Source organism: Burkholderia sp. AU32262 (assembly GCF_020419985.1).
GTDB classification, from domain to species: Bacteria; Pseudomonadota; Gammaproteobacteria; order Burkholderiales; family Burkholderiaceae; genus Burkholderia; species Burkholderia semiarida.
Map to the genome: position 1 here is coordinate 118,267 of NZ_JAIZRS010000017.1, position 24,140 is coordinate 142,406.

The following is a 24,140-nucleotide window of genomic DNA, read 5'->3' on the forward strand; positions in this document are numbered from 1 at the left end:
CGTTTGTTCGCCGCGCCGCGCCTTCGGACTCGTCCGATGTCGCGTGTCCACCGCCACCACCCGCGCCCGCATTGCCGTGGCCCCGACGAACGAGGACGCTTCGCCCGTGATTTCCCCGCTCGAAATGACCCTGCTGCTGCTGGCCTCGGTGGTGGGCGTCGTCGTATTCCGCTCGTTGAACCTGCCGCCGATGCTCGGCTACCTGACCGTCGGCATCCTGGTCGGCCCGCACGCATTCGGCGTCGCGGCGGATCTCGAACGGGCCGAGCACCTCGCGGAGTTCGGCGTGGTGTTCCTGATGTTCTCGATCGGCCTCGAATTCTCGCTGGCGAAGCTGAGGGCGATGCAGCGGCTCGTGTTCGGGCTCGGCCTGCTGCAGGTCGTCGCGACCCTCCTGCTCGCGCTCGTGCTCGGCGCGCTGTTCGAGCACTGGGTGCACATCACGTGGCAGGGCAGCATCGCGCTCGGCGGCGCGCTCGCGATGTCGTCGACGGCGATCGTGTCGAAGATGCTCGCCGAGCGGCTCGAGATCGAGACGGAGCACGGCCGCAACATCTTCGGCGTGCTGCTGTTCCAGGATCTCGCGGTCGTGCCGCTGCTGATCGTGATCGCCGCGTTCGGCGCCGAATCGTCGAAGGATCTCGCGCTCACGCTCGGCTTCGCGGCGGTCAAGATCGTGATCGCGCTCGCGCTGCTGCTGGTCATCGGCCAGCGCTTCATGACGCGCTGGCTCAACGTGGTCGCGCGGCGCCGCTCGCAGGAGCTGTTCGTGCTGAACCTGCTGCTCGTCACGCTCGGCGCGGCGTTCATCACCGACCGCTTCGGGCTGTCGCTCGCGCTCGGCGCGTTCATCGCCGGGATGCTCATTTCCGAGACGCCGTTCCGCCATCAGGTGGAGGAGGACATCAAGCCGTTTCGCGACGTGCTGCTCGGGCTGTTCTTCGTGACGACGGGGATGCTGCTCGATCCACGCGTGATCTGGGAGCATCCGTTGATCGTGCTCGGCTTCTTCGTCGGGCAGATCCTGTTCAAGGCGACGATGATCGCCGGGCTCGCGCGGCTGTTCGGCGCGACGCCGGGCGTCGCGATGCGCACGGGCATCGGCCTCGCGCAGGCCGGCGAATTCGGCTTCGTGCTGCTGAACCTGATCCTCGACCGGCATCTCGTCGACTCGACGCTGCTACAGGCGATCCTCGCGTCGATGCTGCTGTCGATGCTCGCCGCGCCGTTCCTGATCCAGAACGCCGACCGCATCGTGATGCGGCTGTCGTCGACCGAATGGATGCAGCAGTCGCTGCAGATGACGCGGATCGCGACGCAAAGCCTCAAGCAGCGCGGCCACGTGATCATCTGCGGCTACGGCCGCGCCGGGCAGAACCTCGCGCGCATGCTCGAACAGGAAGGCATTTCGTACGTCGCGCTCGACCTCGACCCCGATCGCGTGAGCGCGGCCGCGACGGCCGGCGAATCGGTCGTGTTCGGCGACGCCGCGCGCCGCGAGTCGCTGGTCGCGGCCGGTATCCACCGGGCGGCGGCCGTCGCGATCACCTACGCGAACACGCCGTCCGCGCTGCGCGTGCTGCATCACGTGCACGAGCTGGAGCCGACGCTGCCGGCGATCGTGCGCACCGTCGACGATGCCGATCTCGAAAAGCTGCTGGCGGCCGGCGCGACCGAGGTGATTCCGGAGATCGTCGAGGGCAGCCTGATGCTCGCGTCGCACACGCTGGTGCTGGTCGGCGTGCCGATGCGCAAGGTCGTGCGGCGCGTCGAGGAGATGCGCGACGAGCGCTACAGCCTGCTGCGCGGCTATTTCCGCGGCGCCGATGACGCGGACGACGACGATCACGAGCAGGTGCGGCTACAATCGGTGCCGGTCGATGCGCGCGCGGACGCGGTCGGGCGGTCGCTGGAAGAACTCGGGCTGTACGCGCTCGGGCTGGAGGTCACGGCGATCCGCCGCCACGGCATCCGCGGCGTCGAACCCGATCCGCAGACCAAGCTGCGCGCGAGCGACATCGTGGTGCTGCGCGGGCTGCCCGAGGCGCTCGCGCTCGCGGAGGAGCGGTTGTCGCGCCATCGGCGCGATCCGCCGGCCGCGGCTGCGTGAGCCGCGATTCGCAACCCGACCCGTATTGATCAGAAACGGTGCCCGATCTTCGCGCACCGTTTTTTTCGGAGAGTTTCATGCCGCATTCGTCGCCGGGCGCACCGCTCGATCCGGTCGCCTTCATCCACAGCCAGATCCGCACGGTGCCGGACTGGCCGCAGCCGGGTGTGCAGTTCCGCGACATCACGACGCTGCTGCAGAGCCCGAAGGCGCTGCGCATCCTCGTCGACCTGTTCGTCGAACGCTATGTCGACGCGAAGCTCGACTACGTCGCGGGCCTCGACGCGCGCGGCTTCATCATCGCGCCGATCGTCGCGTACGAGCTGAGCGTCGGTTTCGTGCCGATCCGCAAGGTCGGCAAGCTGCCGTACAAGACGCGTTCGGAATCGTACGACCTCGAATACGGCAGCGCGACGGTCGAGATCCACGAAGATGCGTGCCGCCCCGGCGACCGCGTGATCATCATGGACGACCTGATCGCGACCGGCGGCACGATGATGGCGGGGCGCAACCTGCTGCAGCGGCTCGGCGCGGTGGTCGTCGAAGGTGCGTCGATCATCGATCTGCCCGATCTCGGCGGCTCGGCGCTGCTGCGCAACGCCGGGTTGCCCGTCTATACCGTTACCGAATTCTCCGGCCACTGAACGCCGGTCCGTCGGGGCCGGACGCCCCGGTTTGCGCTGGTTCGCGCCAGGTTCACCTTTCGCAGCGAGGTTCACGATGCCCAACTTCATGCTGTTTCTCGCCACGTCGATCGCGATCACGTTCGCGCCGGGTCCCGACAACCTGCAGGTGCTCGCACGCGGCATCTCGCAGGGCCGCGCGGCCGGCTTCGTCGCCGCGCTCGGCTTCACGGCGGGGATCCTGTTCCACACGACGCTCGCGGCGCTCGGCGTCGCGGCCGTGCTGCGTTCGTCGCCGGTCGCGTTCCAGATCCTGAAGCTCGCGGGCGCCGCGTACCTCGTGTGGATCGGCATCAAGGCGCTGCGCAGCCAGGGCCTCGCGAACGCGCATGCGCGCCCGCCGCAGCCGCTCGGCACGATCTTCCGGCAGAGCGTGATCGGCAACCTGATGAACCCGAAGGTCACGCTGTTCTTCGTCGTGTTCCTGCCGCAGTTCGTCGATCCGCACGGCGCGCAGGGCGTGACGCTGCAGATGTTCGAGCTCGGCGCGCTGTTCATGCTGCAGACGGCCGCGGTCTTCTCGCTGTTCGGCGTCGGCGCGGGCATGATCGGCGCATGGCTGAAGCGCCGCCCGAAGGCCGGCGTGTGGCTCGACCGGATCGCCGGCGCGACGTTCATCGCGATCGGCATCCGCGTCGCGCTGAAGGATTGAGCGCGATGACGTTTCCGTGCATCGCGGCCGCGCGCCGCTTCGATCCGGCCGCGCACCTGCGTTTCGAGATCGCCGGCCAGGCGGTGGGCTGGGTGCGCCGCCAGGACGTCGCGAAGCTCGCGCGCTGGCCCGACGTGTTCGAGCTGACCGGCGAGCGCGTCGTGCTGTCGGCGCGCTACGATTCGGTCGATGCGCGCAGCATGGCGCTGGCCGGCGCGATCGGCGCGCTCGCGGCGGAAGGCGCGATTCCCGGCTGGCGCGACGAGATCTACGCGATCCGCAACCGCTTCGACGATCCGCCGCTCGCGTACATCGAGCGCGCGGCGTCGCGCTTCTTCGGCACGCAGACCTATGCGGTGCACGTGAACGGCATCGTAGAATATGCGGTTACGCCCGGCGAGCCCGCCGCGGCCGCGCCGAAGATGTGGCTCGGCCGCCGCAGCGAGACCAAGGCCACCGACCCCGGCATGCTCGACAACGTCGTCGCGGGTGGGATCGGCTGGGGGCTGGGCGTTCACGAGACGCTCGCGAAGGAGTGCTGGGAAGAAGCCGGCATTCCGGTCGACCTGGCGGCGCGCGCGATCGCGGGCCGCACGGTGCAGGTGCTGAACTCGCTGCCGGAAGGCACGCAGTCGGAGCTGATCTTCGTGTACGACCTGCCGCTGCCGCACGACTTCGCGCCGCGCAACCAGGACGGCGAAGTGGCCGAGCACCTGCTGGCCGGCGTGCCCGAGGTGATCGGCTGGCTGCGCGAAGGCCGCGCGACGATGGATGCGAGCCTCGCGACGCTCGACACGCTGCTGCGCCACCGCTGGCTTGCGGCGGCCGACGCGGCCGGCATCGACGCGCTGTTCGTGCCGGGCGCATGACGCGCGCCGCGCGCGGCCTGGCGGCGCGAACGGGCAATTTGACGAATACGGAAACAATGGGAGTCGCGGTCATGCCGACCGATCACAGCTTTATCTTGAAACTGTCGTGCCCCGACCGGCACGGCATCGTCCATGCGGTCTCGGGCTTCCTGTTCGAGCGCAGCAACAACATCCTCGATTCCGCGCAGTTCGGCGACAGCCGCACCGGCGAGTTCTTCATGCGCGTGCACTTCGAGCAGGACGGCGGCGGCGTGGATGCCGCGTCGGCGCTCGACACGCTTCGCAACGAATTCGCGCCGCTCGCCGAGCAGTTCTCGATGCGCTGGGAGCTGCACGATGCGGCCGTGAAGCCGCGCGTCGTGATCATGGTGTCGAAGATCGGCCACTGCCTGAACGACCTGCTGTTCCGCTATCGCACCGGCCAGTTGCCGATCGAGATCCCGGCGATCGTGTCGAACCACAAGGAGTTCTACCAGCTCGCCGCGAGCTACAACATTCCGTTCCATCACTTCCCGCTCGTCGGCGGTTCGTCCGATGCCGCGAAGGCCGCGCAGGAAGCACGCGTGCTGGAAGTGATCGACGAGCACCAGGCCGATCTCGTCGTGCTCGCGCGCTACATGCAGATCCTGTCGCCGAACATGTGCGAGCAGCTCGCCGGGCGCGCGATCAACATCCACCATTCGTTCCTGCCGAGCTTCAAGGGCGCGAAGCCTTACTACCAGGCATTCGACCGCGGCGTGAAGCTGATCGGCGCGACCGCGCACTACGTGACGACCGATCTCGACGAAGGCCCGATCATCGAGCAGGAAGTCGAGCGCGTCGACCACAGCATGACGCCCGACCAGCTGACCGCGATCGGCCGCGACGTCGAATGCGTGACGCTCGCGCGGGCGGTGAAGTGGCACGTCGAGCACCGGATCGTGCTGAACGGGACGAAGACGGTCGTGTTCCGCTGATCCGTCGGCCGCGGAAGGCTGGCTCCACAAGCGAAAACGCCGCGCCCTTCACGGGGCGCGGCGTTTTCGTTTGCCGTTGGCGAGCGGGCGGCGTCAGATCAGCCGCAGCAGGTACAGCTCGCGTTTCAGGTACGCGTAGAAGATCGGTGCGGCGATCACGCCCGGCAGCCCGAACGCGGCTTCCATGATCAGCATCGCGAGCAGCAGCTCCCACGCGCGCGACTCGATCTGGCCGCCGATGATCTTCGCGTTCAGGAAGTATTCGAGCTTGTGGATGACCACGAGAAACGCGAGCGACGCGATCGCGGTGCCCATGCTGACCGACAGCGACACCGCGACGATCAGCGTGTTCGAGATCAGATTGCCGATCACCGGCAGCAGGCCGACGATGAACGTGATGAGCACGAGGGTCTTCGACAGCGGCAGCCGCTGGTGGAAGATCGGCAGCGCGACGAGCAGGTAGATGCCGGTGAAGGCCGCATTGATCGCCGAGATCTTGATCTGCGCGAACACGATCCGGCGGAACGCGTCGGCGAAGCGCGACACGCGCGTGACGAGCGCGGTCGATAGCGGCCGGCGCACCTTGCCCTGCTCGACGCCGATCGCGATCATCGCGCCGATGATCATCCCGAACAGCACGTGGCCGAAGCCGCGCGCGACGCTCTTGCCGCTTTGCTGGAGCTGGTCCATGTGCGAATGCATCAGCACGGCCGCCTTCGTCTTCATCTGTTCGACGTCGACGGGCAGCAGGTTCGCGATCCAGGCCGGCGTGCGCGCGCGGGTTTGCTCGACGATCTGCATCAGCTGGCCGAGCAGGCTCTGCAGGTTCGGCACCGTGTGCTCGAAATGCTCGATGATGCCGAGCGTCAGGCCGGTGAGCGCGCCGACGATCGCGATCGACAGCAGCACGACGGCGACCCAGCGCGCGCGCATGCTGGTGGTATGGCGTTCGATCACGGGCGCGATCGTGTGGATCAGCTGATAGACGAGCAGGCCGGCCAGCATCCCGCCGAGCAGCCGCAGCTCGAGGACGAGCCACATCATGACGAGCGCGAAGAGATAGCTGCCGATCTCGAGTGCCGACAGTTTCGGCAGGCTCAAGTCGCTGGTCAGCCGCACGCTGCGCAGGTGCGGCTCGCGGTTCTGCGTGTCGCGCGACTCTTGTTGCTTCTCCATCGTGGATTCCTGTCGTCCGTGTGTCGTGCCGCGGAGCGCGCGGCAGAGCGCGGGCCGCCCGGCGCCGCACCGGATTGGTGCGGATGGCGAACCTTACGACCGTAAAGTATAGCTGCCATTATGGTCCGCAAACGGGCCGTTTGGCGCGTCGTGTAAACGCAGAAGGGAAAACGAGGGGGCGCGCGGCCGGGCGGCCGCGCGCGGGAACGGCGGAACGGAGGCGTCAGCCGGCCGCGACCTTGCGGGTGGGACGCTTCAGCAGCGGCGCGAGGTACTTGCCGGTGAAGCTCGCCTTCGTCTTCGCGACCTGCTCGGGCGTGCCTTGCGCGATGATCTGGCCGCCGCCGGCGCCGCCTTCGGGGCCGAGGTCGATCACCCAGTCGGCCGTCTTGATCACGTCGAGGTTGTGCTCGATGATCACGACCGTGTTGCCCTGGTCGCGCAGCCGGTGAATCACTTCCAGCAGCAGCGCGATGTCGTGGAAGTGCAGGCCGGTGGTCGGTTCGTCGAGGATGTACAGCGTGCGGCCGGTGTCGCGCTTCGACAGCTCCAGCGACAGCTTCACGCGCTGCGCCTCGCCGCCCGACAGCGTCGTGGCCGACTGGCCGAGACGGATGTAGCCGAGGCCGACGTCGAGCAGCGTCTTCAGCTTGCGCGCGATGACGGGCACCGCGCTGAAGAACTCGTACGCGTGCTCGACCGTCATGTCGAGCACTTCGCTGATGTTCTTGCCCTTGTACTGCACTTCGAGCGTTTCGCGGTTGTAGCGCTTGCCGTGGCACACGTCGCACGGCACGTAGACGTCCGGCAAAAAGTGCATCTCGACCTTCAGCACGCCGTCGCCCTGGCACGATTCGCAGCGGCCGCCCTTCACGTTGAACGAGAAGCGGCCCGGATCGTAGCCGCGCTCCTTCGACGTCGGCACGCCCGAGAACAGCTCGCGGATCGGCGTGAACAGGCCCGTATACGTGGCCGGGTTCGAGCGCGGCGTGCGGCCGATCGGCGACTGGTCGACGTTGATCACCTTGTCGAAGTGCTCGAGGCCCTCGATCGCCTCGTGCGGCGCCGGCTCGGCGGCCGAGCCGTACAGGTGGCGCGCGACCGCGTGATACAGCGTGTCGTTGATCAGCGTCGACTTGCCGGAGCCCGATACGCCGGTGATGCAGGTCAGGAGGCCGACCGGCAGATCGAGATCGACGTGCTTCAGGTTGTTGCCGTGCGCGTCGACGATGCGCAGCATCCGCTCCGGATCGGGCGCGAGCCGCTCGTCCGGGTACTCGATCACGCGCTTGCCGACGAGGTACTGGCCCGTCAGCGACTGCGGGTTCGACTGCACCTGCTTCGGCGTGCCTTCGGCGACCACCACGCCGCCGTGCTCGCCGGCGCCGGGGCCCATGTCGACGACGTAGTCGGCCGTGCGGATCATGTCCTCGTCGTGCTCGACGACGATCACCGAGTTGCCGAGGTCGCGCAGATGCTTGAGCGTCGCGATCAGGCGGTCGTTGTCGCGCTGGTGCAGGCCGATCGACGGCTCGTCGAGCACGTACATCACGCCCGTGAGGCCCGAGCCGATCTGCGACGCGAGCCGGATGCGCTGCGCCTCGCCGCCCGACAAGGTCTCGGCGCTGCGCTCGAGCGACAGGTAGTCGAGCCCGACGTTGTTCAGGAACGTCAGGCGCGCGACGATTTCCTTGATCACCTTGTCGGCGATCTCGCGCTTCGCGCCGTCGAGCGTCAGCCCGTCGAAATAGCCGAGCGCGTCGCGCAGCGGCCAGCCGCTGATCTCATAGATGCCGCGTGCATGGTCGCCGGTGCCGATCCGCACGTGGCGCGCCTCGCGGCGCAGGCGCGTGCCGTCGCACGACGGGCACGGCTGGTTGTTCTGGTACTTCGACAGCTCTTCGCGCACCGCGACCGAATCGGTCTCGCGGTAGCGGCGTTCGAGGTTCGGGATGATCCCTTCGAACACGTGCTCGCGGATCGTCGTGCGGCCGCGCTCGTTGATGTACGAGAACGGAATCGTCTGCTTGCCCGAGCCGAACAGCAGCACCTTGCGGATCTTTTCGGGGAGATCCTCGAACGCGGCGTCGATGTCGAATTCGTAGAACGCCGCGAGGCTCTGCAGCATCTGGAAGTAGAACTGGTTGCGGCGGTCCCAGCCCTTCACCGCGCCGGCGGCGAGCGACAGCGACGGGTGCGCGACGACCCGCTTCGGGTCGAAGAACGTGATCTGGCCGAGGCCGTCGCATTCCGGGCACGCGCCCATCGGGTTGTTGAACGAGAACAGGCGCGGCTCGAGCTCCTGCAGCGAGTACGAGCAGATCGGGCACGCGAACTTCGAGCTGAACAGGTGCTCCTTGTCGGTATCCATCTCGAGCGCGATCGCGCGGCCGTCGGCGAGGCGCAGCGCGGTTTCGAACGATTCGGCGAGCCGCTGCTTCATGTCCGGGCGCACCTTCAGGCGATCGACGACGACGTCGATCGTGTGCTTGTCGTTCTTTTTCAGCTTCGGCAGCGACTCGACCTCGTAGATCTTCGCGGCGCCTTCGTTCGCGGCGCCGCCGCCCGAGCGCACGCGAAAGCGCACGAAGCCCTGCGCCTGCATGTCCTCGAACAGCTCGACATGCTCGCCCTTGCGATCGGCGACGACGGGCGCGAGAATCATCAGCTTGGTTTCCTCGGGCAGCGCGAGCGCCGCGTCTACCATCTGCGACACGCTCTGCGCCTCGAGCGGGATGTCGTGATCGGGGCAGTACGGCGTGCCGACACGTGCGTACAAAAGTCGCAGGTAGTCGTGGATTTCCGTGACCGTGCCGACGGTCGAACGCGGGTTGTGGGACGTCGCCTTCTGCTCGATCGAGATCGCCGGCGACAGCCCCTCGATCAGGTCGACGTCGGGTTTCTCCATCAGCTGCAGGAACTGGCGGGCATAGGCGGACAGGCTCTCGACGTAGCGGCGCTGGCCCTCGGCATAAAGGGTATCGAACGCGAGCGACGACTTGCCCGACCCGGACAACCCGGTAATCACGACCAGCTTGTGGCGCGGCAGGTCGAGATTGACGTTTTTCAGGTTGTGGGTGCGTGCCCCACGGATACGGATCTGTTCCATGAACCTGGCGAAAATGGAGGAAACCAAACCTGCTACTATAACGGCTTTTCGAGACCGTCGTTTACGGCCCCCAGCCCTTGCGGCAGGTGGCAGCAAGGCGACACCTGCGCCGGGGAAAGCGGTCGCGCCGCACGGTTCCGGGCGGCCCGCAGGCCATCCGCATCCGGCCCCGACGTGTCGCCCGAAAGGCCGCCAGGCCGCCGGCCCTGATCTTCCGCCGCCCGCTGCCGGGCGGACATTCCGATCATTCGAAATTCATTCCCGATGTCCAATCCGTCTGCCACGTCTTCCCGCATGACTGCGCCCGAACTGCGCGCGACCACGTCGCTCGCGGCGATCTTCGCGTTGCGCATGCTCGGCCTGTTCATGATCATGCCGGTGTTTTCGGTCTACGCGAAAACCATCCCGGGCGGCGACAACGTGCTGCTCGTCGGGATCGCGCTCGGGGCCTACGGCGTCACGCAGTCGCTGTTCTACATCTTCTACGGCTGGGCGTCCGACAAGTTCGGCCGCAAGCCGGTGATCGCCGCGGGTCTCGTGATCTTCGCGCTCGGCAGCTTCGTCGCCGCGTTCGCGCACGACATCACGTGGATCATCGTCGGCCGCGTGATCCAGGGCATGGGCGCCGTGTCGTCGGCGGTGCTCGCGTTCATCGCCGACCTGACCTCCGAGCAGAACCGCACGAAGGCGATGGCGATGGTCGGCGGCTCGATCGGCGTGTCGTTCGCGGTCGCGATCGTCGGCGCGCCGATCGTGTTCCACTGGGTCGGGATGAGCGGGCTGTTCGCGATCGTCGGCGTGCTGTCGATCCTCGCGATCGGCGTCGTGCTGTGGATCGTGCCCGATGCGGCGAAGCCCGTGCACGTGCCGGCGCCGTTCACCGAGGTGCTGCACAACGTCGAGCTGCTGCGCCTGAACTTCGGCGTGCTGGTGCTGCACGCGACGCAGACGGCGCTGTTCCTCGTCGTGCCGCGCCTGCTGGTCGACGGCGGGCTGCCGGTCGCCGCGCACTGGAAGGTGTACCTGCCGGTGATGGGGCTCGCGTTCGTGATGATGGTGCCGGCGATCATCGTCGCGGAAAAACGGGGCAAGATGAAGCCGGTGCTGCTCGGCGGCATTCTGGCTATCCTCATCGGTCAATTGCTGCTGGGCAGCGCGCCGCATACCATCCTGATTGTGGCGGCGATTCTTTTCGTCTACTTCCTCGGGTTCAACATCCTGGAAGCGTCGCAGCCGTCGCTCGTGTCGAAGCTCGCGCCGGGTTCGCGCAAGGGCGCGGCCACGGGCGTCTACAACACCACGCAGTCGATCGGGCTCGCGCTCGGCGGCATCGTGGGCGGCTGGCTGCTGAAGCACGGCGGCGCGAACACCGTGTTCTACACGTGTTCGGGGCTCGTGGCCGCGTGGCTTATAATCGCGGCCAATATGAAAGCGCCGCCGCGCAAGGCCGGAACCTGATTGTCGGGTAGGCGCCGGCGGCGTTCGCCGGCTCCCCCGGCGGGCTGCTCCGACGGCTGTCGCGGGCGGCCCGGCATCGAATTTACTGGAGAAACACATGGCATCCGTCAACAAGGTCATCCTCGTCGGCAACCTCGGCGCCGATCCTGAAGTCCGTTACCTGCCGAGCGGCGACGCGGTTGCGAACATCCGCCTCGCGACGACCGACCGCTACAAGGACAAGGCAAGCGGCGATTTCAAGGAAATGACCGAGTGGCATCGCGTCGCGTTCTTCGGCCGTCTGGCGGAAATCGTCAGCGAATACCTGAAGAAGGGGTCGTCGGTCTATATCGAAGGCCGCATCCGCACGCGCAAGTGGCAGGGCCAGGACGGCCAGGACCGTTACTCGACCGAAATCGTCGCCGAACAGATGCAGATGCTCGGCGGCCGCGGCGGTTCGGGCGGCGGCGGTGGCGGCGGTGACGAAGGCGGTTATGGCGGCGGCTACGGCGGTGGCGGCGGCGGTCGCGGCGAGCAGATGGAGCGTGGCGGTGGCGGCGGCGGTCGTGCCGGCGGCGCGGCGCGCGGCGGGGCAAGTGGCGGCGGCCAGAGCCGTCCGAGCGCGCCGGCAGGCGGCGGCTTCGACGAGATGGACGACGATATTCCGTTCTGAGATCTCGCAACCAAACGCTGTAAAGATCGACCCCGCCTTTTGGCGGGGTTTTTTTAGCCTTTTTAGCCCATGGCGGATCAAATCTGATTCGATTTTCTGCGGCGATTTTTATTTTGCTTCGGGAACATTCGCCCCGAATAGCGGCGGCAGGTAGCGCTTTCGCGCTGGGCCACGTCTCCAGCTGATCAATTGTCCGGACGGCCTGTACGCGGTCCGCATTCCTTCACTTTCGCATGCCCGATCGACGCTAGAGGACCTTGTTGCGCCAGTATCGTTAGGACACCGGCTGATTCCGACGGCCGGGGCGGACATATCGGTGATGGAATCGGGCGGCGGCAGTCGACAAGAAAGCCGAATGATGTGCAGTTTTTTCGGGGAGTATTAGGAATTTATCGAAGGATTTCGTTTTTATAAAAATAAATCGTACTTGTATTATTTATCTTCATAGGACTGAAAATTATGATTCGGTAGCGAATGCAAATGGTGGTTTACCGAATTGATAATGGATCGTTACGGCCGAGGCTTCTGGTATTTTCTTGCGACCCGGCATCCAGGCGTCACGCATCATCGAGACGCACGGTCAGCGGCGGCGCGCGCGCCCGTTGCCGGCCTCGGCGGCGGTGTTCCATACGCGCTGGGCTGTTGCGCGGCGATGGGGCTGTTCCTGCCCGGTATCGCGTTTTCGCAGTTGCCGAACGCGGGCCAGTCGATGCGCGAAATCGAGTCCGTGCGCCCGGCGCTCCCGGCCGCGTCCGCGCCCGAGTTGAGCATCGAGCGTACGGAGCAGGCCGCACCCGCGCCTGAGGGCGTCGATGCGGGGCCGCGCGTGACGGTCCGCGCGTTCGCGATCGGCGGCAACCGGGTGTTCACGTCGACGCAGCTCGAGCCGCTCCTCCAGGACCTGACCGGGCGGGAGCTGAGTTTTGGCGAGCTGCAGGCGGCTGCGGCTCGCATCACTTCCTACTACCGCGAGCACGGCTATGTGCTCGCGCGTGCCTATCTGCCGCGTCAGGACATCGACGACGGCGTCGTCCGGATCGACGTGCTGGAAGGCCGCTACGATCGGATCGAACTCCATAACCGCTCGCGCGTGCTGGACGGCGTGGTGCGCCAGCCGCTGTCCGCGCTGCGTCCGGGCGAGGCGGTGCGCGGCGTCGATCTGGCGCGCAGCCTGCTGCTCGTCGGCGACCTGCCCGGCGTCGACGCCAAGGGCACGTTGCGTTCGGGCCGCACGCAGGGCTCGACCGATCTGGTGATTGACGCCGATCCGGGGCCGATCGCGACGGGAACGCTGGAGGCGGACAACTACGGCAACCTGTCGACGGGGCGCTACCGGCTTACCGGCAGCGTCGCGGTGAACTCGCCGCTGCGCATCGGCGATCGGCTCACGTTGCGCGGCATGGGAAGCGACACGCTGCAGCGCTACTACAGCGCGTCGTACCAGTTGCCGGTCGGGCCGTGGTCGACGCGCGTCGGCGTCGGCTACTCGAATCTGCATTCGAAGGTCGGCGAAGGCTTCGAGGAACTCGATCTTCACAGCCGCGCCAACATCCAGAGCGCATTTGTCGTTCAGCCGCTGCTGCGCGGCCGCGCGTTCAACCTGAACGCGCAACTCCAATACGAGAACAAGAACCTTCACGACGACTATCGCGCGTTCCAGATACAGGACGACAAGAACGTCGGTCTATGGACTTTCACGCTGAGCGGCAACGGCGACGACGCATTGCTCGGCGGCGGCACCACCGCCTTCTCCGTGTCGGCCGGCGCGGGCCGCCTGCGCACGGCCGACGTGCTTGGCGCGCAGGGGTTCGTCAAGACGCGCGGCACCTTCAAGAAACTCGGCGTCAGCGTGATGCGCCTGCAGGCGCTTGGCTCGCGTTTCCAGTTCTACACACAGTTCAGCGGCCAACTGTCGTCGGGCAATCTCGACGCGTCCGAGCAGTTCAGCCTCGGCGGCCCGTACGGCGTGCGCGCCTACACGCTCGGCTCGGGCAGCGGCGATCAGGGGTGGCAGGCGAGCGCGGAATTGCGGTATGCGGTGGCGCCCGGCTGGCGGGTCAGCACGTTCGTCGACGCCGGCCGGGTCGGCATCAACAAGCATCGCGTGTTCAAGGACACCAACATCATCCGCATGCAGGCCGCGGGATTCGGCGCGGGCTGGTACGGGAAGGGGCATCAAGTCACGGTGGCGGCCGCCTGGCCGTTCGCCTCAAGCGAAGGGCTGGCGTCGTCCGCCGGCTCGCCGCGAATCTGGTTTCAGGCGACTCAGTATTTCTGAGCGTCTGGACGAGCGCCTGCATTACGCAGGGTTTGGCAGTCAATACAACAAGGAAACCAAAGATGAACAAGGCTTATGCATTGGTCTGGAATCAAGCGAACGGATGCTGGAGCGTGGCGGGCGAGAACGCGCGTCGGCGCGGCAAGGCGGGCGGCCGCCGGGTAATCGCGGCGGCCGTGTCGCTGCTGGGCTTCGCGGCCTCGAGCGCATATGCGCTGCCCACGGGCGCCGAGATCGTGTCGGGCAAGGGCGACTTCGCGACGTCGGCCGACAACAAGACGATGTCGATCAACCAGCATACGGACAAGCTGATCACGAACTGGCAGGACTTCAGCGTCGCCGGCGGCGAGCGCGTGTCGTTCAATCAGCCGACGAACCAGTCGCTGGCGCTGAACCGGGTGGTCGGTGCGAACGGCAGCAACATCGAAGGCCGCATCGATGCGAACGGCAAGGTGTTCCTGGTGAACCCGAACGGGGTGCTGTTCGGATCGGGCGCGCAAGTGAACGTCGGTGGCCTCGTGGCGTCGACGCGCGACATCTCGGACAAGGATTTCCTGAACGGCAACTTCCGCTTCAACGGTAAGTCGGCAGGCCAGGTGGTGAACCAGGGCACGATCACGGCGGCGGACGGCGGCGGTGTCGCGCTGCTGGGCGCGCAGGTAACGAACAACGGCGTGATCCGGGCGCAGATGGGCACGGTCGCGCTGGGCGCGGGCAATGACGTGAAGGTGAACTTCGACGGCAGCAAGCTGCTGAGCCTCGAGGTGAACGGCGCGGCGGTGGACGCGCTGGTGAGCAACGGCGGCCTGCTGAAGGCCGACGGCGGCCAGGTGCTGATGTCGGCACGGTCGGCGAACAGCCTGCTGGGCACGGTGGTGAACAACAGCGGGACGATCGAGGCGAAGGGGCTGAACAACGTCGCGGGCCGGATCACGCTGGACGGTGGCGACGGCGCGGTGCACGTGGCCGGGACGCTGGACGCGAGCACGCTGGCGGGCGCGGAAGGTCACGGCGCCGTGGTGACGAAGGGTGCCGCGGTGCGCGTGGCGGACACGACGACGGTCGACACGCGCGGGCACGATGGTGTGGCGGGCAAGTGGACGATCGAGTCGGCGAATGCCGGCGTGGGTCGGAGCGCCGCGTCGCGCGCGCTCGTGATCGGCGGCCAGCAGGTCGGCGGTTCGGGCGGTTCGGATGCCGCGATCGGCGCGGATACGCTGGCGCGCAATCTCGGCACGACCAACGTCGAACTCGCTCGCACGACCGGCACGCTGAAGGTGGACGCGCCGGTTACCTGGAGCAGCGACAACGGGCTGACGCTGACGTCGCGTCAAGGCGACGTGGAACTGCACGGGCCGGTGACGGCGACGGGCGACGACGCGGGCGTCACGGTGAACGCGGCGAAGCAGATCCGCGTGAACGACAAGCTGACGCTCGATGGCCGCAACGCGAAGCTGGAACTGAATCCGGGTAGCGGTCTCGCGGTGAACGGCGACGGCGTCGTCACGCTGTCGGGTGCGAATGCGTCGTACCGTTCGAACGGCGACGCGTATCGCGTGATCAACAGCGTCGATCAACTGCGTTCGATCGACAACGACCTGTCGGGCCGCTACGTGCTCGGCAGCGCAATCGACGGCGGTGGCCGCCAGTTCCGGAGCATCGGCAACGACCGCACGTTCTTCGGCAAGTTCGACGGCCTGGGCAACACGATCAGCAACGTATCGGTGTACGGCACCGGCCCGTTCATCGGCCTGTTCTCGGTGAACGCCGGCTACATCGGCAACCTGAAGCTCGCGTCGGTGAACGTGACGGGCGCGCGATCGTACACGGGCAACGGGCCGGCGATGATCGGCAGCCTCGCGGGCGTGAATACGGACACCGGCGTCATCTCCAACGTGAAGGCGACGAACGTGGTCGTGAACGGCGGGACGTCGCGCATGCAGGTGCTGGGCGGTCTCGTCGGCACGAACCTGGGCGGCGACATCGATCGGTCGTCGGTCACCGGGCGCATTGCAGGCAGCTGGGCCACGTTGTCGATGGGCGGGCTCGTCGGCGAAAACTACACGATCCTGGGCCGTCCGGACAAGCTCGGCACGATCAGCAACAGCTCGGCCAATACGACCATTTCGGGCGGGATCGCGGATCAGAGCTGGTTCTACGGCGGCGTGGGCGGTCTGGCCGGCATCAACCGCGGCGGCGTGATCTCGAATTCGAGCAGCACGGGAAGCATCACGCTGGCGCAGACCAATGCGAAGGTGGGCGGTCTGGTCGGCGTGAACAGCGTGAACGGTGACGTCGGCACGGGTGCGATCCAGAATTCGTCGTCGAGCGTCAACGTTGCCGTCAGCGGCCGTAACAGCAGCATCGGTGGCCTGGTGGGCGACAACGACGTCGGCACGAGCATCGCGAACTCGTCGGCGAGCGGCACCGTTCGAGGCGCCGGTAATTCCGCGATCGGTGGTCTCATCGGCGTGAACCGCGGTTCGCTCGCGAATGTGTCGGCGAGCGGCGCGGTCAACGGCACCGCGTCCGGTTCCACGATCGGCGGCCTCATCGGCCGGCATCTTCTCGGCACGGTCGCCAATGGAACGGCGACGGGCAATGTCTCGGGCGTCGGCTCGGCCGCGATCGGCGGTCTCGTCGGCGTGAACGAAAGCGTCCTCACGAACGGGACGGCAACGGGCAACGTGACCGACAAGTCGGCTGCCCTTATCGGTGGCCTCGTGGGTCAAAACAAGGGGCAAATCACGGTGGGGATCGCCCGCGGCGACGTCACCAGCGGCGGAGCCAGCCATGTCGGTGGTCTGGTCGGCAATAACGACAAGGGCACGATTTCCGGTTCGGAGGCTTACGGCCAGGTGACGGGCGGCGCTTTCAGCCTCGCGGGCGGCCTCGTCGGCATCAACGGCGGCACCATCGCAAATAGCAAGGCGTCAGGCAAGGTCGTAGCGGGCGCTTCCGCGAGCGTCGGCGGTCTGGTCGGCAAGAACGCGAACGGAGACATTTCGAATGGCAAGGCGAGCGGCATGGTGGAGGGCGGCAACTCCGCGTACGCCGGCGGCCTGGTCGGCCACAACGACGGTCGAGTGTCGAACTCGGAAGCGTCCGGCGCGGTGACTGCCGGCACGAGTAGCGCCGTAGGCGGTCTGGTCGGAATGGGCAATGTGGCGGGCAGCGTTGCGAATAGCAAGGCGACAGGCGACGTGACGGGCGGCGATTATGCGAGCGTCGGCGGTCTGGTCGGCACTAACGGCCACCTCGTGTCGAGCTCGGAATCGTCGGGTACGGTGAGCGGCGGTAGGGGCGCGCGCCTCGGTGGTCTCGTCGGCTATAACGTGGCCACGGTGAAGGACTCGACGACGAGCAGCCGCATCAACTATGTGTCCGGGTATGACCAGGCTTACGGTGGTCTGGCGGGCTTGAACTACGGACATATCGAGTCGAGCGTGGCAACCGGCGCGGCAGCCGCGGTGCAACAGATCGGTGCTGGCCGTCGCGTCATCGCGTCCCGGTAAGCGCACCGGTCTCGATGCGGGGGGCGGGCTTTTCGCCGGCCACCCGCGAAGCTGACCGTCGCTTGTCGTAGTCACTGAAGGCGGGGCATCGGAGTGATCCGGTGCCCCGCCTTCGTCGTTGATCAGCGCGACCCAAGCGGGCCGGCGCAGCGGGGCCGCGTGCCCGGCCGTCTGTGTGGGTGGCGCAACTCTCGAATGCGGGCGGCGGCGGATGCGTCCGCGGCGGGCGCACGTCGATGCACGCAGGGGGCTTGGCGATTCGCCGCACGATCCCGATGCACGTCGCGATACGGCAGCCAACCTGTCTCGGGTATGCTGGTGTCTTCCGTTGGCTTCGATCGAGAGGGGACTATGCGGCGTGTCGTGTTCAACCAGAAGGGCGGCGTGGGCAAATCGACGATCGTCTGCAACCTGGCGGCGATCAGCGCGAGCGAAGGGTTGCGCACGCTCGTCATCGATCTCGATGCGCAGGCGAACTCGACGCGCTACCTGCTCGGCGACGCCGCGGCCGATGCGCAACCGGGCGTCGCCGGCTTCTTCGAAACCGCGCTGACCTTCAACTTCCGTCCGATCGACGTCGCGTCGTTCATCCACGCGACCCCGTTCGACGGGCTCGACGTGATGCCCGCGCATCCGGATCTCGACACGCTGCACGGCAAGCTCGAATCGCGCTACAAGATCTACAAGCTGCGCGACGCGCTGAACGAGCTCGACATGTACGACGCCGTATACATCGACACGCCGCCCGCGCTGAATTTCTATACGCGCTCGGCGCTGATCGCGGCCGAGCGCTGCCTGATCCCGTTTGACTGCGACGATTTCTCGCGCCGCGCGCTGTACACGCTGCTCGAGAACGTGAAGGAAATCCAGCAGGACCACAACGCGGCGCTCGAGGTGGAAGGGATTGTCATCAACCAGTTCCAGCCGCGCGCGAGCCTGCCGCAACGGCTGGTCGACGAGCTCGTCGACGAAGGGCTGCCGGTGCTCGCGTCGCGGCTGTCCGCATCGGTGAAGATCCGCGAATCGCATCAGCAGTCGAGGCCGGTGATCCATCTCGAGCCGACGCACAAGCTCGCGCAGGAGTTCCGCGCGCTGCATCGCGAACTGGCCGGCTGATCTCGCGCGTGACCGCACCGACCGAGGCCGCTTCGAGCGGCCTTGTTTTTTTGTCGCGACCGGCAATTCGTCCGATTATTGATTTCGTCATTAATAATCAAGAAAACGATTTCACAAGAAATCAAGAAAAAATATTACATAAATGGTTGCTCCATTTTCAATGGTGCCCGGTTTTCTAATAAGCGGAATAATGAATTGGCAAATATTGCGCCACGTCACGATACGCTATGCTGCAAAAGGTAAAATGCGTCGCCGGCCGGTGAGGGGCACTCTCTTGTCTGAGATTTCGGCGTGCCCGCAGCTTCGGCGGACGGTTCAAAGGGTAATAAGGGTTTACACCTATCATTGATGCCATTTAATTGACAATTAATCGATCTAAAATGACTTCCTTCTACCGCCCGTTCCCAAACAGGTGACGGGTTTCAATAAGGAAGCGGTTGTTTACCCGAGCTTCCATTTTTCTTTACGTCGTCTCTCGCATAGCCAACAGGAGCGTGCCCGATGTCCGTATTTGCCCCCGAAAAACTCACCGCCGATTATCAGTCCGGTATCGCCGCGTGGTTTGCAATCGCCCGTCCGGCGATCCACGGTTTCGAGGCTGTCGTCGAACTCAACCTGCAAGCGGCCCGGACGGCGCTCGAGGACTACGAGGACAAGCTGAAGAACGCGTTCACCGGCAGCAACCCGGCCGCGGGCTTCGCGCAGCAGGTCGCCGCGCCGCAGGAAGCGGCCGGCAAGGTCGCGTCGTACGGCCGCCATCTGTTCGAGATCGCGGTGTCGACGCAGTCCGAATGGGCGAAGGTCGCCCAGGCGCAGTACGAGCAGAACGACAAGCGCCTGAAGGACGTGCTCGGCGAGCTGTCGAAGCATGCGCCGGCCGGCTCGGCGCCGGTGGTGGCCGCGCTGAATTCGGCGCTGTCCGCGGCGAGCGCCGCGGCCGACTCCGTGCGTGAAGCCACGGGGCAGGCGATCGAAGCGGCGAAGAGCGGCTTCGATGTGGTCAGCGAAACGGCCACGCGCGGCGCGAAGCAGACGGCGGCCGCCGCACGCAAGGACGCAGCGGCCGCGCGCGAATCGGCTGCGTGACGGCCCGAACGAGCACGAACGCGCATGAATGCGTGTCGCGCGCAGGCGCGACACGATTGATTGGCGCCGGCGCCGCGTGTGCCACGCGGGGCTGGCGAGCTTCGGCTCGCCGCAAGACGCCCGTGCACGGTTGCCCGTGTCACGGTGCGAACGGATGTCGCCCGCCGTATGGCGTACGGCGGCGTGTGGCCGCGATCGCGCCGGATGGCCCGACACGCGTCATCGCCGTGTACAGCACGCCTCGTGCGGGCGTCAGAACCACACACTGATTTCGATGCAGGAACTGAACATGACGGACGTAGTGATCGTATCGGCCGCGCGGACCGCGGTCGGCAAATTCGGCGGCTCGCTGGCGAAGGTGGCCGCGCCTGAACTGGGCGCGACGGTGATCCGCGCGGTGCTGGAGCGTGCGGGCGTGAAGCCCGAGCAGGTCAGCGAAGTGATCATGGGCCAGGTGCTGACGGCCGGCTCCGGGCAGAACCCGGCGCGGCAGTCGCTGATCAAGGCGGGGCTGCCGAGCGCCGTGCCGGGCATGACGATCAACAAGGTGTGCGGTTCGGGCCTGAAGGCCGTGATGCTAGCGGCGAACGCGATCGTCGCGGGCGACGCGGACATCGTGATCGCGGGCGGCCAGGAGAACATGAGCGCGGCGCCGCACGTGCTGCTGGGCTCGCGCGACGGCTTCCGGATGGGCGACGCGAAGCTGGTCGACACGATGATCGTCGACGGCCTGTGGGATGTGTACAACCAGTACCACATGGGCATCACGGCGGAGAACGTCGCGAAGGAATACGGGATCACGCGCGAGGAGCAGGACGCGTTCGCGGCGCTGTCGCAGAACAAGGCGGAAGCCGCGCAGAAGGCCGGGCGCTTCAACGACGAGATCGTGCCGGTGTCGATCCCGCAACGCAAGGGCGAGCCGCTGCAGTTCGCGACCGACGAATTCGTGCGTCACGGCGTGACGGCCGAATCGCTGGCCGGGCTGAAGCCGGCGTTCGCGAAGGACGGCTCGGTGACGGCGGCGAACGCGTCGGGGCTGAACGACGGCGCGGCGGCGGTGCTGGTGATGTCGGCGCAGAAGGCGGCGGCGCTGGGCCTGACGCCGCTGGCGCGGATCAAGGCGTACGCGAACGCGGGCGTGGATCCGAGCGTGATGGGCATGGGTCCGGTGCCGGCCTCGCGCCGGTGTCTGGAGCGTGCGGGTTGGACGCCGGGCGACCTGGACCTGATGGAGATCAACGAGGCGTTCGCGGCGCAGGCGCTGGCGGTGCACAAGCAGATGGGCTGGGACACGTCGAAGGTGAACGTGAACGGCGGGGCGATCGCGATCGGTCACCCGATCGGCGCGTCGGGCTGCCGGATCCTGGTGACGCTGCTGCACGAGATGGCCAAGCGCGATGCGAAGCGCGGGCTGGCGTCGCTGTGCATCGGCGGCGGGATGGGCGTCGCGCTCGCGGTCGAGCGTGTCTGAGCAGTGATTGACGGTACGGTTCGCTTGCGGCGCGCGCCAGCGCCGCGGGTGAGCCGCGCGGGTTTCGCGCAAGACGGGAAATCGACGATAAGCGCGAGGTACCGATGCGTGCCGCGCCCGCGACGCGGGGCGGCCGTGCATCGAAGCGGTGGGGCGGCAGCAGGTGCGATGCCGTCGCCCCGCCTTTCATCGATTACTTTTTTGTCGGTAATTCATAGTATGACTAAGCGAATCGCAGTTGTGACAGGTGGGATGGGCGGTCTCGGCGAAGCGGTCAGCATCCGGTTGAACGACGCGGGCCACCGGGTCGTCGTCACGTATTCGCCGAACAACGCCGGCGCGGACCGCTGGCTGACGGAGATGCATGCGGCCGGCCGCGCGTTCCTCGCGTACCCGGTGGACGTGGCCGATCACGACTCGTGCCGGGAATGCATCGAGACGATCGTGCGGGACGTCGGCCCGGTCGACATTCTCGTGAACAACGCGGGCATCACGCGCGACATGACGCTGCGCAAGCTCGACAAGGTCAACTGGGATGCGGTGATCCGCACGAATCTCGACTCCGTGTTCAACATGACGAAGCCGGTCTGCGACGGCATGGTCGAGCGCGGCTGGGGCCGCATCGTCAACATCTCGTCGGTGAACGGCTCGAAGGGTTCGGTCGGCCAGACCAACTACGCGGCCGCGAAGGCCGGCATGCACGGCTTCACGAAATCGCTCGCGCTCGAGGTCGCGCGCAAGGGCGTGACGGTGAACACGGTGTCGCCGGGCTACCTCGCGACGAAGATGGTCACCGCGATCCCGCAGGACATCCTCGACGCGAAGATCCTCCCGCAGATTCCGGTGGGTCGGCTCGGCAAGCCCGAGGAAGTCGCGGCGCTGGTGGCGTACCTGTGCTCGGAGGAGGCCGGCTTCGTGACGGGCTCCAACATCGCGATCAACGGCGGTCAGCACATGCACTGACGCGCGGCGGCCCGCACGGCGTTCGCGCGCGTGGGGGCAGCGTTGCGCGCCATCCCGTGCCGGAGCGACGGCAGGCGCGCCGCTTCGGCCTCGCATTCCGGAGGACGCATGGGAGACACCTGGATGGGACTCGTGATCGGCGGCTCGGCACTGGCCGTCGCGCTGACGATGGCGATTTCGCTCTACCGGCTCGAGCGGCGCCGCGCGCGGCTGTTGCGGAATTTCGATCATCGCGATTGCGGGCTCGCGGCGTACGGCAAGTGCTTCGCGCGCAGGCCGGCCAGGCCGCTGCGCCGCGCACGTTGGCCGTCGCGCCGACGCGTTGCGATCGATGATCGATGAGCGGTCGATCGGCGGTCACGTCCCGCGCGCATGCCGTCCGCGACGCGTGGGCGCGGGATCAGTCGTTCCTTTCGCCCTTCCCGGCCGATTCGCCCGAGTCGTTCTTGTGGAAGATCCGCTTCGTCGTGCGCTTGGTGGCTTCCCAGCCTTCGCGCGACGCATGGGCGACGCCGTGCCCGACCGCCTTCGCGGCGCTCGCGGTCGCGTGGCCGAAGCTGCGCGCCGCTTCGCCGGTCTTGTGCGCGGCTTCCTTCGAATCGCGCTTGATGTCCTGCTTCACTTCCGACAGGTCCGCGTGGGCGAGCGGGCTGAGCAGCGCCAGAACGAGCGCGGCGCCAATGAACTGACGAACTTTCACGACCGGGTTCCTTGAGGTGGGCCTCGTCATCGAGGTTTCGGGTTGCCGGCAGGCGCCGGTTGAAACGCGCCGGCGGCCGATGCGTCGAGCATCACCGCAGCGCGGCCGGACAGCAGCACGCGCTCGCCGCAGCGCAGCGCGAAGCCGTATAGCACCGAGCGGCCGTCGCCGCTCACGCGTTGCGCGTCCACGGTGAGCGGCTGCGCGAAGATGTCGAGCCGGTCGACGAACGCGTCGACGTTGCGCACGCTCGCGAGATAGCCGGCGCGCGGGCGTGCATCGTGCGCACCGAGCAGCGCGCCGTGCACGGCCATCGCCTGCGCCGCGTATTCGATGCCGCAGACCGACGCGAGCCGCCCGTACGCGCGCAGCGGGTTGCGCGGATCGCGGTGGCTCGTCGCGGTGCAGCGGATGCGTTCGGCATCCCACGCATCGACCGAATCGAGCACGCACATCGCGCCGGCGTGCGGAATGTGCGCGGCAATCCACGCGTGGTCGAGCGGCGGGGCCGGTGCGGCGTTTGCGTTCATCGCGCGCGCTCCGCGAAGGTCCCGGGCATCGCGACGTCGACCTGAAGGCGCGTGTCGTCCAGATAGTCGAGCACGACGCGCGTCGTACGTTGCGTGGCGAGCGCCCCGAGCAACGGCAGCACGCGCGCGGCCGGATTGCCGTTGCGCAGTGCGTCGAGCCCGGCGTGCGCGAGCGCCGTCGCGGATGCGTCGGTGAGTTGGACGTCGATACGGGCGAGCGCGCGCTCGCTGGCTTCCGGCGCCAACACGAGCGCGACGCCGAACGCGTCGCCGATCGGCCGCACCGCGCGCAGCGGTTCCGGATAGTCGGTGTCGTACGCGATCAGCAGGCTCGGCACGCGATCGACGACGATCTGGCACAGGCTTTCGAGCAAGCCGGCGGCAAAGCTGCCGTCGTGCGCGCACAGCACGTTCGACGTCGCCATCGCGCGGGTCGCGATGCTCCAGTAGCCGGCCGGCGCGTTGTGCACCGAGTTGTGGAAGCGGGTCGGCGACAACTGGCGATCGTCGCCGGCCAGCGTTTCGCAGATCGCGTGGCAGTTCTGGCCGTCGCCGCCGGATGCGCTGAACACAGTCGCGAGCGTCGCGGCGTCGCGGCCGCTCGCGGCCACCGCTTCGTGGCCGACCGCGAGCGCGGCGCGCACGACGGGGCCCGTGCGACGCCGCTCGGCCGACGGCAGGCCGGCGGGCGGCGGCAGCTCGGTGCGGGCAGGCACGTAGGACGCACGGCCCGCGAGCACGTCGGCCGCGTGCGGCCAGCCGTTCAATCCCGGGCCGACGAGGCCGATGCTTTCGATGAAGGCGGTGAGCGTCATG

At 67.1% G+C, this 24,140-nt stretch carries 19 protein-coding genes; 14 read left to right on the forward strand and 5 right to left on the reverse strand.

Translation table 11 applies throughout. From position 1 onward, the window contains the following. Nucleotides 1-106: 106 nt before the first annotated feature. The 5 genes from LGN10_RS21210 to purU all read left to right on the forward strand — a co-directional run bounded on the left by LGN10_RS21210 (nt 107) and on the right by purU (nt 5,270). The gene (locus LGN10_RS21210) at nt 107-2,110 is read left to right on the forward strand and encodes a cation:proton antiporter (RefSeq protein ID WP_226224930.1); all 2,004 of its coding nucleotides are present in this window, start codon (nt 107-109) and stop codon (nt 2,108-2,110) included. Nucleotides 2,111-2,187: 77 nt separating this feature from the next. Then, nucleotides 2,188-2,754 carry an adenine phosphoribosyltransferase gene (locus tag LGN10_RS21215; protein WP_059575666.1) on the forward strand — a complete coding sequence of 189 codons (567 nt, stop codon included), beginning with the start codon at nt 2,188-2,190 and terminating at the stop codon, nt 2,752-2,754. Nucleotides 2,755-2,830: 76 nt separating this feature from the next. Beyond that, complete coding sequence (locus LGN10_RS21220; RefSeq protein WP_059575668.1) at nt 2,831-3,445, forward strand: LysE family translocator; 615 nt, start codon at nt 2,831-2,833, stop codon at nt 3,443-3,445. Nucleotides 3,446-3,450: 5 nt separating this feature from the next. Continuing rightward, nucleotides 3,451-4,314, forward strand: a complete 864-nt coding sequence (locus LGN10_RS21225; RefSeq protein WP_089465295.1) for an NUDIX hydrolase — start codon at nt 3,451-3,453, stop codon at nt 4,312-4,314. A 71-nt stretch (nt 4,315-4,385) separates the two neighbouring features. Next, on the forward strand, nt 4,386-5,270 hold the full coding sequence (gene purU / locus LGN10_RS21230; protein ID WP_059575690.1) for a formyltetrahydrofolate deformylase: 885 nt from the start codon (nt 4,386-4,388) through the stop codon (nt 5,268-5,270). A 93-nt stretch (nt 5,271-5,363) separates the two neighbouring features. Here the strand turns inward: purU and LGN10_RS21235 are convergent, their stop codons facing one another. Then, complete coding sequence (locus LGN10_RS21235; protein ID WP_059575670.1) at nt 5,364-6,446, reverse strand: AI-2E family transporter; 1,083 nt, start codon at nt 6,444-6,446, stop codon at nt 5,364-5,366. Between the two features lie 223 nt (nt 6,447-6,669). Beyond that, nucleotides 6,670-9,555, reverse strand: coding sequence for an excinuclease ABC subunit UvrA (gene uvrA / locus LGN10_RS21240; RefSeq protein ID WP_059642614.1), 2,886 nt, complete (start codon nt 9,553-9,555; stop codon nt 6,670-6,672). A 264-nt stretch (nt 9,556-9,819) separates the two neighbouring features. Here uvrA and LGN10_RS21245 point away from each other — a divergent pair, with 264 nt between their 5' ends. The 9 genes from LGN10_RS21245 (at nt 9,820) to LGN10_RS21285 (ending at nt 22,436) form a co-directional block, all read left to right on the forward strand. Then, nucleotides 9,820-11,013, forward strand: a complete 1,194-nt coding sequence (locus tag LGN10_RS21245) for an MFS transporter (RefSeq protein WP_226224932.1) — start codon at nt 9,820-9,822, stop codon at nt 11,011-11,013. A 97-nt stretch (nt 11,014-11,110) separates the two neighbouring features. Next, a complete protein-coding gene (locus LGN10_RS21250) occupies nt 11,111-11,665 on the forward strand; it encodes a single-stranded DNA-binding protein (RefSeq protein ID WP_059575676.1) in 555 nt (184 codons plus the stop codon). Between the two features lie 652 nt (nt 11,666-12,317). After that, the gene (locus LGN10_RS21255) at nt 12,318-13,943 is read left to right on the forward strand and encodes a ShlB/FhaC/HecB family hemolysin secretion/activation protein (protein WP_226224934.1); all 1,626 of its coding nucleotides are present in this window, start codon (nt 12,318-12,320) and stop codon (nt 13,941-13,943) included. 62 nt (nt 13,944-14,005) lie between these two features. Further along, entirely contained in the window at nt 14,006-17,458 is a 3,453-nt protein-coding gene (locus LGN10_RS21260; protein WP_226224936.1) for a GLUG motif-containing protein, read from the forward strand. 351 nt (nt 17,459-17,809) lie between these two features. After that, nucleotides 17,810-18,574: a ParA family protein gene (locus LGN10_RS21265; RefSeq protein ID WP_124862531.1), complete on the forward strand. Its 765-nt coding sequence runs from the start codon at nt 17,810-17,812 to the stop codon at nt 18,572-18,574. Nucleotides 18,575-19,075: 501 nt separating this feature from the next. After that, the gene (gene phaP, locus LGN10_RS21270; RefSeq protein WP_059575684.1) at nt 19,076-19,660 is read left to right on the forward strand and encodes a TIGR01841 family phasin; all 585 of its coding nucleotides are present in this window, start codon (nt 19,076-19,078) and stop codon (nt 19,658-19,660) included. A 289-nt stretch (nt 19,661-19,949) separates the two neighbouring features. Then, a complete protein-coding gene (locus LGN10_RS21275; protein WP_226224938.1) occupies nt 19,950-21,131 on the forward strand; it encodes an acetyl-CoA C-acetyltransferase in 1,182 nt (393 codons plus the stop codon). A gap of 219 nt (nt 21,132-21,350) precedes the next feature. Next, nucleotides 21,351-22,094, forward strand: a complete 744-nt coding sequence (gene phbB / locus LGN10_RS21280) for an acetoacetyl-CoA reductase (protein ID WP_226224940.1) — start codon at nt 21,351-21,353, stop codon at nt 22,092-22,094. A gap of 108 nt (nt 22,095-22,202) precedes the next feature. Beyond that, the gene (locus LGN10_RS21285; protein WP_059580718.1) at nt 22,203-22,436 is read left to right on the forward strand and encodes a hypothetical protein; all 234 of its coding nucleotides are present in this window, start codon (nt 22,203-22,205) and stop codon (nt 22,434-22,436) included. Between the two features lie 58 nt (nt 22,437-22,494). Here the strand turns inward: LGN10_RS21285 and LGN10_RS21290 are convergent, their stop codons facing one another. From LGN10_RS21290 to LGN10_RS21300, 3 genes are read right to left on the reverse strand one after another with little or no spacing between them, the layout of a single operon-like run. Beyond that, nucleotides 22,495-22,824, reverse strand: a complete 330-nt coding sequence (locus LGN10_RS21290; RefSeq protein WP_059580721.1) for a hypothetical protein — start codon at nt 22,822-22,824, stop codon at nt 22,495-22,497. After that, nucleotides 22,821-23,324, reverse strand: coding sequence for a hotdog family protein (locus tag LGN10_RS21295; RefSeq protein ID WP_059580724.1), 504 nt, complete (start codon nt 23,322-23,324; stop codon nt 22,821-22,823). The genes LGN10_RS21290 and LGN10_RS21295 overlap by 4 nt, the downstream gene beginning before the upstream one ends. Further along, nucleotides 23,321-24,139: a beta-ketoacyl synthase chain length factor gene (locus LGN10_RS21300; protein WP_226224941.1), complete on the reverse strand. Its 819-nt coding sequence runs from the start codon at nt 24,137-24,139 to the stop codon at nt 23,321-23,323. Before LGN10_RS21300 ends, LGN10_RS21295 begins: the two co-directional genes overlap by 4 nt. Nucleotide 24,140 lies beyond the last annotated feature (1 nt).